Annotated in this window: 12 protein-coding genes; 1 reads left to right on the forward strand and 11 read right to left on the reverse strand. The window is 47.5% G+C overall.

Annotation, left to right across the window (positions count from 1 at the left end):
• Nucleotides 1-89: 89 nt before the first annotated feature.
• From ACTG2T_RS02765 to rfbB, 10 genes are read right to left on the reverse strand one after another with little or no spacing between them, the layout of a single operon-like run.
• On the reverse strand, nt 90-1,340 hold the full coding sequence (locus ACTG2T_RS02765) for an O-antigen translocase (RefSeq protein ID WP_330124996.1): 1,251 nt from the start codon (nt 1,338-1,340) through the stop codon (nt 90-92).
• Nucleotides 1,337-2,443 (reverse strand): DegT/DnrJ/EryC1/StrS family aminotransferase, encoded by a 1,107-nt coding sequence (locus ACTG2T_RS02770; protein ID WP_330124997.1) that lies wholly within the window; start codon nt 2,441-2,443, stop codon nt 1,337-1,339. Before ACTG2T_RS02770 ends, ACTG2T_RS02765 begins: the two co-directional genes overlap by 4 nt.
• Nucleotides 2,443-3,201, reverse strand: coding sequence for an acyltransferase (locus ACTG2T_RS02775; RefSeq protein WP_330124998.1), 759 nt, complete (start codon nt 3,199-3,201; stop codon nt 2,443-2,445). Before ACTG2T_RS02775 ends, ACTG2T_RS02770 begins: the two co-directional genes overlap by 1 nt.
• On the reverse strand, nt 3,201-3,920 hold the full coding sequence (locus tag ACTG2T_RS02780) for an SDR family NAD(P)-dependent oxidoreductase (protein ID WP_330124999.1): 720 nt from the start codon (nt 3,918-3,920) through the stop codon (nt 3,201-3,203). The genes ACTG2T_RS02775 and ACTG2T_RS02780 overlap by 1 nt, the downstream gene beginning before the upstream one ends.
• A complete protein-coding gene (locus tag ACTG2T_RS02785; protein WP_330125000.1) occupies nt 3,917-5,311 on the reverse strand; it encodes a class I adenylate-forming enzyme family protein in 1,395 nt (464 codons plus the stop codon). Before ACTG2T_RS02785 ends, ACTG2T_RS02780 begins: the two co-directional genes overlap by 4 nt.
• Nucleotides 5,292-5,540 carry a hypothetical protein gene (locus tag ACTG2T_RS02790; RefSeq protein ID WP_330125001.1) on the reverse strand — a complete coding sequence of 83 codons (249 nt, stop codon included), beginning with the start codon at nt 5,538-5,540 and terminating at the stop codon, nt 5,292-5,294. The genes ACTG2T_RS02785 and ACTG2T_RS02790 overlap by 20 nt, the downstream gene beginning before the upstream one ends.
• 33 nt (nt 5,541-5,573) lie before the next feature.
• On the reverse strand, nt 5,574-6,044 hold the full coding sequence (locus ACTG2T_RS02795) for an acyltransferase (protein ID WP_330125002.1): 471 nt from the start codon (nt 6,042-6,044) through the stop codon (nt 5,574-5,576).
• The gene (locus ACTG2T_RS02800; protein WP_330125003.1) at nt 6,022-6,444 is read right to left on the reverse strand and encodes a sugar 3,4-ketoisomerase; all 423 of its coding nucleotides are present in this window, start codon (nt 6,442-6,444) and stop codon (nt 6,022-6,024) included. The genes ACTG2T_RS02795 and ACTG2T_RS02800 overlap by 23 nt, the downstream gene beginning before the upstream one ends.
• An 11-nt stretch (nt 6,445-6,455) precedes the next feature.
• Nucleotides 6,456-7,322: a glucose-1-phosphate thymidylyltransferase RfbA gene (gene rfbA / locus ACTG2T_RS02805; protein ID WP_330125004.1), complete on the reverse strand. Its 867-nt coding sequence runs from the start codon at nt 7,320-7,322 to the stop codon at nt 6,456-6,458.
• Nucleotides 7,322-8,407 carry a dTDP-glucose 4,6-dehydratase gene (gene rfbB / locus ACTG2T_RS02810; protein ID WP_330125005.1) on the reverse strand — a complete coding sequence of 362 codons (1,086 nt, stop codon included), beginning with the start codon at nt 8,405-8,407 and terminating at the stop codon, nt 7,322-7,324. The genes rfbA and rfbB overlap by 1 nt, the downstream gene beginning before the upstream one ends.
• Before the next feature lie 136 nt (nt 8,408-8,543).
• On the opposite strand from rfbB, the gene ACTG2T_RS02815 reads away from it, so the two are divergent.
• Nucleotides 8,544-8,948: a hypothetical protein gene (locus ACTG2T_RS02815; protein ID WP_330125006.1), complete on the forward strand. Its 405-nt coding sequence runs from the start codon at nt 8,544-8,546 to the stop codon at nt 8,946-8,948.
• A 35-nt stretch (nt 8,949-8,983) separates the two neighbouring features.
• Here ACTG2T_RS02815 and ACTG2T_RS02820 read toward each other — a convergent pair whose 3' ends face one another.
• A complete protein-coding gene (locus tag ACTG2T_RS02820) occupies nt 8,984-12,133 on the reverse strand; it encodes an efflux RND transporter permease subunit (protein ID WP_323874810.1) in 3,150 nt (1,049 codons plus the stop codon).
• Between the last annotated feature and the right edge of the window lie 2 nt (nt 12,134-12,135).

The following is a 12,135-nucleotide window of genomic DNA, read 5'->3' on the forward strand; positions in this document are numbered from 1 at the left end:
CTGAACAACAGAAATTTTGTCCAGACAAGCTATATCACTTAACCAGCCAATCTGATATAAAAATAAAAATTATGTTTTTAACATGGTAACTAACGGGCGAATCTTTTTAAATTTAAATAGATACATAAAAAATATATTGAGTAATTTACAAAATAAGCAATAGTAGCACCTTGCGTACCAATACTTGATACAAATAAATAGCTCAATGCAACAAATGACAAAGAAAAGAACGTTTCCGTGCAAACAAACCATTTGGTTGCACCACGCGACAACATTGGATAGGCGAAAAGCCAACTCGCAATTTTAATAACATCCCCAGTTAACTGAACAGCGAACAGATCACGAGCATTACGAAACTCATTGGTAAATAACAATGAAATCGCAACGTCACGTAGTAGATACACTCCTAGTGCCATTAGGGCAACAATAGGGATTATAACTCGTGCTGTTTTGTGAATTTCAGAAATAATAGAATCTACATCACTGAGAGATGATAAGCGTGGCAAGTAATAAGTGCCAAGCGCCATAGTTATCACCCCTAAATAGACTTCAGAGATTTTATACACCGCTTGCCATTGGCCAGTGGCATCCCAGCCTACTTGATCAATTAAAATATTGCGCACCAAGATTAGTGAGATCGGCACGGTCAAGGCACTGGTGATTGCCATCAGCATATAACCGCCGATTTGCTTGCGCGCTTTAGGCTCCACCGCGCCCCACCAATAACGCAGCTTAAACCAAGGCTGTCGCAGGTTAGCAATTAACATCACAACACCAATCAAGGCTGCTTGCACTGCGGCGGCTAATAGTGCACCTTCAATATTTTTCCAAGCAATCATGCCCAGCATAACGCAGCCAGAAATCAGCGCCGAGAGTACACCCAGGCATACATAACGGCGATATAACTGTTGACCGTTGATAACTGAGTTACACAATGTGCCAATAGCTGCGAGTGGCAATGTACAGATAGTAGCTATCACAATCCATGCCAAGGAATTATCTTGAAACAACCAAGCTGCGATAGACTTCGATAATATTAAGCCACAGGGAATTGCAACCAAAGAGATAATCAACACCCATTGAAAGGCCGCACGCCACCAAGGTGTACAGGCTTCAAAGCCTTGGTCCTTATATTCAGCGGTAAAACGTACGACTCCGCTACCGGCAGGTGCGTTAATAATCCCGTTCAAGCTACCAACCATACTTTGCACTTGGCCAAGCATGGCCAAGCCAGTGGGGCCAGTATAAATGGCCACCACCTTGGCAATAACAAACCCCATCGCCATTCTGAGCAAGGTTAATAACCCTGTCATAGCGGTGACTTTGAGTAAACGCTTCATGTATTAAACCCATTAACAGCAGCAATTACTTGCGCAACCGCAGCGTCACTCATCGTAGGGTCAAGCGGAAGAGAAAGAACTTGCTGATGGATATCCTCTGTCAATGGCAGAGATATACTGTTCCACTGGCTATATGCCTGTTGTTTATGTGGTGCGACTGGATAGTGAATCAGGGTTTGAATACCTTGCTCCATTAAATAAGCTTGCAGTGCTTCACGCGTTTCACAGCGCACAACAAACAGGTGCCAAACATGCGCCAACTCATCGATTACATTAGGCAAAATGACCAGTGGATTAGTGATCCCCGAGCGATAAGCTTGAGCAATTTGTTGGCGACGAATGGTCTCAGCTTCCAGATACGGCAACTTTACACGCAGCATGGCGGCCTGAATCTCATCAAGACGGCTATTCACCCCTTGATACAGATTTTCATACTTTTTATGAGACCCATAATTACGCAGAGCTTTAAGAGTCTGTGCAAGTTTATCGTCATTGGTGGTGATAGCACCAGCATCTCCTAGAGCACCGAGATTTTTACCCGGGTAAAAACTAAAGCCAGCAGCATCGCCCCAGTTACCAGCTCGTTGACCGTTCATCTCGGCACCATGAGCCTGAGCACAATCTTCCAGCACCAATAAGTTATGCTGTTTGGCAATGGCCATAATTTCTGGCATCGGGCACAACTGGCCATATAAATGCACCGGCAGAATGGCTTTGGTTTTGGGGCTAATGGCGGCGGCCAGCGTGGCGGGGTCGAGGTTATAGCTTGCAGGGTTTGGCTCAACCAATACCGGCACCAAGTCATTTTCAGTGATGGCCAGTACAGAAGCAATATAGGTATTAGCCTGGACAATCACTTCATCACCTGCTTGCAATTTACCCAGTTCCTTCCAAGCACGTAAGGTAAGGATTAATGCATCCAGCCCATTGGCCACACCAATCGCGTGCTTGGTGCTGCAATATGCAGCAAACTCGGTTTCAAATTGGATAAGTTCATTACCCATGATATACCAACCGGAATCAATGACGCGGGCACAAGCCTCTTTGAGTTCTTGTTGGTATTGATTGTTGATGGTTTTTAAATCGAGGAAGTTTATAGTCACTATTTTATCTCTTTAAATTCATTATTCCAAAAATCAATCACAACATCAGGATAACCACGATGAAAGCGGAAACGCCATGGGTAAGCCTTTTGCTTTATATTCTTATGCATTCGTAATATTTTTGCATCACAGATGATTTTTGATGGATTACCACTAGCCAACTTACCATCTGGAATATTATCTTTTATTACTGAACCTGCTGATATAACGCAGTCTTTACCAATGATAACACCAGGTAAAATTAGAGATTTAGAGGCTAAAACAGAATAATCCCCGATTGTAACCCCTAATAAATCTTCACTTGGTGGAGTTGGGTCATTTGTCAGTAATACCTCTGGGAATAGCCATACGAACTTACCAACATTAGAATATTTACCAATGTGAACATCTGCATGACATTTGGTATAGTCACCTATTGAACAGTCACCTTGAACATCAGAACGATTACCAAACTGACACCCATGACCAATAATAGCATTTTCTCTTACATTGACGTAATGACCTGTATTTAGTGCATCACCAATTTGAGAACCAGCATAAAAAACATTGTGACTTCTAATATTACAATTTTGGCCGAACACCAAATCTTTTTTTTGGGCAAGTGGTGTAGGCAAGCCAAGCTCACAAAACGAACCAACTTTTGTCCCAACACCAAGATGAACATGATCATGAACAATTGTATACGGCCCAATTTCAACATTTTCCTCAATAATTGCCAATGAAGAAATAATAGCCGATGGGTGTATTTTAACTGTCACTATGCTGTGCTCCCTGCATCCACTGTTAATGTCGTCCCCGTAATTGATGCAGCAGCATCAGATAGTAAAAAAACAACCGCGGATGCTGCATCATCAACATTTGCTAAACGCCCTAACGGACTGCGCCTTTTTATTGATGCTAACTTATCTCCTTGCAAACCCGCTGTCATTGCTGTTTCCATATAGCCAGGGGCTAATGTATTTACCGTAATATTAGCTTTACCTACTTCTCTAGCTAAAGACTTAGTAAAACCAGATAGAGCTGACTTTGTGGCACCATAAACGCTTAGTCCATTAAAGCCAGTGCTTCCGATTATTGAACCAACATTCACAATACGCCCTGCACCATTTAAAAGCATTGAACGTGAAGCATATTTTGTTAATAAAATTGGTGCGGTAACGTTTGTTGTAACTAATTGAAAAATATCCTTTTCATGCATAGTGGCCAAGACGCCATCATGTCCGATAGCGGCATTATTAACCAACCCAAACAGACGTCCATGCTCTTTGGTTATTTTTTTAACCAAATCAGATATCCCGTCTGTTTCAGAAAAATCATAGGTATAAAAAAAAGCTTTATCAGGAGAACTTTCAATTAAAGAAGAGAAATCCCCTTCACTTCTACTTATCCCTATAACTTTAAAATCTTCAGTGATCAATTTTTTAGATATTGCCAGCCCTAACCCTTTACTCGCTCCGGTTACAATAACTGTTTTCATGAAGCCAGATTCCTTTTTATTTTCCCAACTGAATTTTTCTCAATTTCATTGACAAACTTTATCAAAACAGGAATTTTGAATGAATCAAGGTATTTCTTCGTGTATTCCTGTATGCTTTTTTTCAAATCAGAACTGGCCAATCTGGGATCTATTATAACGACATCACAAGCCACCAACATGCCCATCATTGAACTTGCCTTTCCGAATACACGACATTCTGAAATCAATGGGTGAGTAAGTAATACATTCTCTATTTCTTCTGGAATAACTTTATTACCACCAACATTAATTGTTCCACTTTCACGACCTAAAAATAAAACCCTATCCCCTTTTATACAAACCAAGTCACCAGTATTAATATACCCAAACTCATCAAACTCAAAAGTCCCACTAACAATACTTTCTGCTGTAGAGGCTGATTTTATCCACAATGTTTCATTTTTTATTTTCAACGATGTAGATGTAGATGTAGATGTAGATGTAGATAATAGCGTTTTATTATCTATATAGTTTAACGGAAAACCTTCTTTTGCATCTTTAACAACAAAACCAACACCAGCTTCTGTTGAGGCATAGATATGCGATATTTTAGATAATGGGTATAGCCTTGATAAGCTATTTAAAATAGTTTGATCTGCAATTTCACCACCTAATGTAATTCTTTTCAAATCAATAGAATCACACCTAGGATTCATAAGCAATTTACGGAAAAATGATGGTGTTGCAGATAAGCAATTCACATTGGTCTGAACTAAAACATCTATAACCGATTCAAGACTATCTGCTTGCTCTAAAACCGTTAATTTAGAACCAGACATCAGAGCCTGAAAATAAACCTGCAAGCCAGCAAATCTATTAACATCGTATATCAGAGCCCAATTATAGAGTGGCCCCTTACTCAAATCGGTTTTGGTTGAATTGGTTAGTTGTTGCAAACCATAAGAAACTAATTTAGGCTTCCCGGTTGTACCAGATGTAGCTAATATCCAATTTCCATTTCGAGTGGTATTATCTGAATCTGTTTCTGCGAACTCAGTCAACTTATTAATTTCAATACCATCATCCATGCATCTAAAGATATATTCAATATTAGCTTTGTCAAAGAAAGAATTAACAACCTCATCATTGAGGCCAGATGGAATGATCAGGAGATTTTTAGCTAACTCAGATAATGAAGGCAGAATTTGACAAGCTAATGCTCTAGATTCAAAGCTGACAGCAATATTTTTTCCAGCACAAAAACCATATTCAATTAGTTTTTTTTCAGAAAAATCAACTATATCTGCATAAGTTAAATTGATGCTGTTATTAACCAAAAATGGACGCTCGCCCGGCACTAATTTTAAGAATGCCAGCAAACTGTTTACGTTTTTATTTTGCATACTTTTCATAAATAGCAACAAATTCACCGAATGTTTTGGGATATACAGCATCATCCATCATCTGGAATGGATCGTAATCAAGCTCTTCCTCTAACAACGTTACTAAAATAGCAAAACCTAATGAGTCTAATTCGGTTTCTAACAAAACCACCCCGTCAGCGATTTCTTCATACTGTTTAGATACATTAATTTGGTCTAAAGCCTCATTAAATTTATTTAAAATAACATTTTTCAACATAAAATCATCTCCATAATTAGAAAATAAGAAGTGTTATTGCGTATTTTGTTTAATATACCGAACAACTTTTGCCGGCGCTCCAACAACAACTGCATAGTCAGGCACATCTTTTGTGACTACTGCACCGACACCCACCATAGCATGTTTACCGATGGCAATCCCCGGTAATAAAGTAGCATTGGCCCCAATAGATGCATGGTCTTCAATAGTGATACGAGCAAACGCTTCAGGATACACTTTGGAACGCGGCATTTTATCATTGGTAAAGGTGGCACAGGGGCCAATGAATACGTTATTACCAATGGTGGTACCATCCCAAATATAGACGCCCGATTTCACGGTGACGTTATCCCCTAGCACTACATCGTTTTCAATCAGGGTATGGGCACAAATATTACAATTACGGCCAATGGTGGCCTCTTTCAGGACAACGGCGAACTGCCAAATGCGGGTGCCTTCACCTATATTGTTGCTTTTTACATCACTGAGCGGATGAATGAACATGGGTATTAGCCGCCTCAATAAATTGTGTATACTCGCGGATATAGTCTGACTCATCATAAAGCTGATCAGCCAACACCATCAGCACACAATCCTCAGAAAAGTCGTACATCTCGTGCCACTGCATGGCATTAATTAGCAGGCCTTTGTCTGGTGTTGCCAAGATCACGTCTTGTTTATCTTTGCCATCATCCATTACAAAGCGGCAAGATCCTTTTAAACAAATCGCGACTTGTTTAAGCACCTTGTGGGCATGAAAGCCACGAGCCACTCCTTGGGATGTGCCATAAATATAATAAACTCGCTTAATATCAAATGGGATGTGGCGATTTGATTCTAGCGCGACTAACGCACCACGCTCATCACCTAGCGCAGGAAAATCGATTAGATTAATCAGATTCATTGCAATCTCTATTATTTATTTAATAAATCAAACAAATATTGGCCATAGCTATTTTTGGCCATTTTATTTGCTGCATCGCTAAGTCGGTCATCTGTTAGCCACTTATTGCGCCAAGCGATCTCTTCTAAGCAGGCGATTTTATAACCTTGACGTTTTTCTATGGTTTCTACAAACGAAGCAGCATCGTGCAGGCTTTCATAAGTGCCGGTATCGAGCCAAGCAAAACCACGCCCCAGCAATTCGACATTTAGTTCACCAGCGTTGAGATACATCTCATTTAATGTGGTGATTTCCAGTTCGCCCCGATGTGAGGGTTGCACCTGCTTGGCCAGTTCCACGACCTTGTTGTCGTAGAAATAGAGACCCGTCACAGCGTATTGAGATTTGGGTTGGGCGGGCTTCTCTTCAATTGATACCGCCTTCATGTCCGCATCAAATTCCACCACGCCAAAGCGTTCAGGGTCTTTCACCTGATAGCCAAATACAGTGGCACCTCTTGAGCGCTGCGCCGCACGTTTTAAAATGGGCGAGAAGCCTTGGCCCCAGAAAATATTATCGCCCAAGGCCAAACAAACACTGGAATCACCGACAAACTGTTCACCAATCAAAAATGCCTGTGCCAACCCATCGGGGCTTGCTTGTACTGCATATTCCAGCGTGATGCCAAACTGGCTGCCATCACCCAGCAAACGCTGAAATGACACTTGATCGTCTGGGGTGGTAATAATCAAAATTTCACGAATGCCCGCCAGCATTAATACCGAAATCGGGTAATAGATCATCGGCTTATCGTATATAGGCAGTAACTGCTTGGAAACACCCATGGTAATCGGATAGAGACGAGTGCCTGAGCCGCCAGCCAGAATAATGCCTTTCATTATTTTTCTTCTCCGTACTGAAGATCAATCCAAGACTGATAGGCCCCACTCTTGACGTTATTGACCCACTGCTGGTTATCCAGATACCACTGCACGGTTTTGCGAATGCCAGACTCGAACGTTTCTAGCGGTTGCCAAGCAAGCTCACTGCTCATCTTGGTCGCATCGATGGCATAGCGGCGATCGTGACCGGGACGATCCGCTACATAGGTGATTTGCTCACGATAAGAGCCCGCCTTCGGCACCATCTCGTCCAGTAAATCACAGATGGTGTGTACCACCTCCAGATTCTGCTTCTCGTTATGACCGCCGATGTTGTAGGTCTCCCCGACCACGCCCGTGGTCACCACCTTGTAGAGCGCGCGCGCGTGGTCTTCTACATAGAGCCAGTCACGGATCTGGTCGCCCTTGCCATAGACCGGCAGCGGCTTGCCATCCAGCGCGTTGAGGATCACCAACGGGATCAACTTCTCGGGGAAGTGATAAGGGCCGTAGTTGTTGGAACAGTTTGTGACGATGGTCGGCAGACCGTAAGTCCGGCGCCAGGCGCGCACCAGATGGTCACTGGAGGCCTTGGAGGCGGAATAGGGACTACTGGGGGCGTAGGGGGTAGTTTCGGTAAAGAGTGGCAATGGCTCACCGGCTGCGACTTCATCCAGATGAGGCAGGTCGCCATACACCTCGTCGGTGGAGATATGGTGGAATCGGAAGGCCGCCTTGCGCACCTCGTCCAGACCGTTCCAATAGGCGCGAGCCGCTTCCAGCAACATATAGGTGCCAACGATATTGGTCTCGATAAAGTCAGCAGGACCTGTGATGGAGCGGTCAACATGGCTCTCGGCAGCCAGATGCATCACGGCATCCGGCTGGTGCAGGGTAAACACCCGATCCAGCTCGGCACGATTGCAGATATCCACCTGCTCAAACGCATAACGATCGCTTGACGATACATCGGCCAGGGATTCCAGATTGCCGGCATAGGTGAGTTTATCGAGATTGATAACGGAATCTTGGGTATCACGGATGATATGGCGCACGACAGCAGAACCGATAAAACCAGCGCCACCGGTAACGAGAATTTTCATAGATATGTTATCTCTTGCGAGGAGTTGATATAGATGCGGTTGCGGGCTGAGTCAGAAATAAAAAACTGCTCACAGGGGTCTCTTAACATCACCAGAATGTGTATTGGTGAGTACTATTTAATCAAGTTTGCGACAAATGCTATGGCTACCGCCCCTGGGTTACAGCCCCCAGTTTGCTGCTTTTAACCTGATTGTATTTGCTGTTGGTCATCACGTCCTCCAGCATTGTTATGTTGTGATGGTGCATAAGCATGTGTTCATTTCGCGTAATACCGCGAAAAAGAGCTTTGCTTGGAAAAACAGCGCACCGTACCAGCCCGATGGAGCGGAAGATTCTATCTCGATTCCGATAAGACTGCACACCAAAAATGTTTCAGCATCTTGTTTTCAATCAAGATTCGATAGAAAACCACAAGAGCTGTATGACCCCACCAAAGACACAATCAAAAATCAACCGAACATTGCCAATTGGAACAAAAAATGGGGCAACCGTTTTGGTTGCCCCATTTTCACATCAGATCCGAATAACCCCGCATTCTGATGGTGCAGGTTAGCGCAGAGAATAACTGCATGCCATCAGTCATGTTTTGACTCATGGGTATGGGTCAGGCGCTCTTCTTTGCTACTGTGTTTGGTGAAGTAGCGCATCACCAGCACAAAGAAGAGCGGTACGAAGAAGATGGCCAGCACGGTGGCGCTGATCATCCCCCCCATCACGCCGGTACCGATTGCGTTACGACTGCTGGCACCCGCGCCGGAGCTGATCACCAGCGGCAGCACCCCGAGGATAAATGCGAGCGAGGTCATCAGGATCGGACGCAGACGCAGGCGTGCCGCCTCCACCACAGCTTCACCCAAGCCCATCCCTTTGTCATAGAGCTCTTTGGCAAATTCCACGATCAAAATCGCGTTTTTTGCCGACAAGCCTATGGTGGTGAGCAGACCAACCTGGAAGTAGACGTCGTTCTCCAACCCGCGCAGGGTGGCAGCCACAATGGCCCCCAGTACCCCGAGCGGCACCACCAGCATCACCGAAAACGGAATGCTCCAGCTCTCGTAGAGGGCCGCCAGACAGAGGAACACCACCAGCAAGGAGATGGCGTAGAGCGCGGGTGCCTGTGAACCGGCCTGCCGCTCCTGGAAGGAGAGCCCGGTCCACTCGATGCCCACCCCTTCCGGCAGCTGTTTCACCATCTGCTCGATGGCTGCCATCGCATCACCGGTACTCTTGCCGGGCGCCGCTTCACCGACGATCTCCATCGCCGGTACGCCGTTGTAACGCTCCAGACGCGGCGAGCCGAAGCTCCACTCGGTGCTGGCAAAGGCGGAGAAGGGCACCATCTGACCGGCACTGTTGCGCACATACCAGAGTTTCAGATCTTCCGGGTTCATCCGGAAGGGGGCATCCGCCTGCATGTAGACCTTCTTGATCCGGCCACGGTCAACGAAGTCATTAACGTAGGACGAGCCCCAGGCGGTAGCCAGGGTGTTGTTGATGTCCGCGATGGATAGCCCCTGCGCCAGCGCCTTCTCGTAGTCGATCTTGATATCGAGCTGCGGCGTATCTTCCATCCCGTTCGGGCGTACCCGCACCAGAGTGGGATCCTGCGCCGCCATGCCGAGCAGCTGGTTACGCGCCGCCATCAGCTTGTCGTGACCAATACCGCCGCGATCCTGCAGGAAGAAGTCAAAACCGGTCGCCGTACCCAGCTCCGGGATCGGAGGCAGGTTGAAGGCGAAGACCTGCGCCTCCTTGATGCTGAACAGATAGCCCATGGCGCGGCCGATGATGGCATTGGCGCTGCGATCCGGGCTCTTGCGCTCGCTCCAGTCCTTGAGCTTGATAAAGGCCATACCCGCATTCTGGCCACTACCGGCGAAGCTGAAGCCGGATACGGTCAGCACAGAATCGACATTATCCTTCTCGTTTTTCAGGAAGTAGTCGCGCATGTCTGCCAGCACCACCTCGGTGCGCTGCTTGGTCGCCCCCACCGGCAGTTGGACCATGGACATGATGACCCCCTGATCCTCTTCCGGCAGGAAGGAGGTGGGCATCCGCATAAAGAGCACTGCCAACACCGCCAGCATGGCACCGTAGATCAGGCTGTAGCGCACGCCCTGCTTGATCACCTTGCGCACGCCGCTCTGATAGCGATTGGTACCGGCATCAAAGGCGCGGTTGAACCAGCCAAAGAAGCCACGCTTGGCCCCAAACTCGCCATGTTTCATCGGCTTGAGCAGGGTGGCACAAAGGGCCGGGGTAAGGATCAACGCCACCAGCACCGACAGCACCATGGCCGAGACGATGGTCAGCGAGAACTGGCGATAGATGGCACCGGTCGAGCCGCCGAAGAAAGCCATCGGAACGAACACGGCGGAGAGCACCAACGCGATCCCCACCAGCGCACCGGTGATCTGGGTCATCGACTTGCGGGTCGCTTCCAGCGGGGAGAGGTCCTCCTCGCTCATCAGCCGCTCCACGTTCTCCACTACCACGATGGCGTCATCCACCAGCAGGCCGATGGCCAGCACCATACCGAACATGGTGAGGGTGTTGATGGAGAAGCCGAACGCCGCCATCACCCCGAAGGTACCGAGCAGCACCACAGGCACCGCAATGGTCGGGATCAGGGTGGCGCGGAAATTCTGCAGGAACAGATACATGACGCAGAACACCAGGAAGATCGCCTCGATCAGGGTCTGCACCACCTCCTCGATGGAGATCTTCACAAACGGCGTGGTGTCGTAGGGGTAGACGATCTCCATGTTGGCCGGGAAGTAATCCGACAGCTCATTGAGCTTGGCACGCACCTTCTCGGCGGTATCCAGCGCATTGGCGCCGGTAGCCAGCTTGATGGCGACCGCGGCGGTAGACTGGCCGTTGTAGAGCGCATCGGCGTCATAGCTTTCGCCCGCCAGCTCGACCCGGGCCACATCTTTCAGCCGTACCTTGGAGCCATCCTGATTCACCCGCAGCAGAATGTCGTTGAACTGCTCCACGGTAGATAGGCGGGTCTGACCCATGATGGTGGCGGTGAACTGCTGATCTTCCACCGACGGTGTGCCGCCCAGCTTGCCGAACGCCACTTGGGCGTTCTGCGCCTTGATGGCTGCCTGCACATCACCCGGGGTCATCTGCACCCGGTTGAGTTTGTTGGGATCGAGCCACACCCGCATGGAGTACTGGCTACCGAACAAGGTGATATCCCCTACCCCGTCCAGACGGCTCAGGGGCTCCTTGATGTTGGAGACCACATAGTCCGCCAGATCGTCGTTGTTCATCGAGCCATCGCTGGAGATGAAGGCCGCGACCATCAGGAAGCTGCTGGAGGTCTTCTGTACCCGGATCCCCTGCTGCTGCACCTCTTGCGGCAGCAGCGACATCGCCTGCTGCAGCTTGTTCTGCACCTGCACCTGGGCAATATCGGGATCGGTCCCCGGCTGGAAGGTGAGGGTCACCGACACCCGCCCCGCGGAGTCAGACTGGGAAGACATGTAGAGCAGGTGATCCAGCCCGGTCATGTTCTGTTCGATGATCTGGGTCACCGAGTCTTCCACCGTTTTGGCGGATGCGCCCGGATAGCTGGCAGAAATACCGACAGCGGGCGGCGCAATGCTCGGATACTGGGCGACCGGCAATTTGATGATGGCCAGGCTGCCCGCCAGCATGATCACCAGCGCGATCACCCAGGCAAAAATGGGTCTGTCTATAAAAAATCGAGCCATGA

Origin of the sequence: Aeromonas sp. 75A, assembly GCF_051919425.1 — a bacterium.
GTDB classification, from domain to species: Bacteria; Pseudomonadota; Gammaproteobacteria; order Enterobacterales; family Aeromonadaceae; genus Aeromonas; species Aeromonas veronii.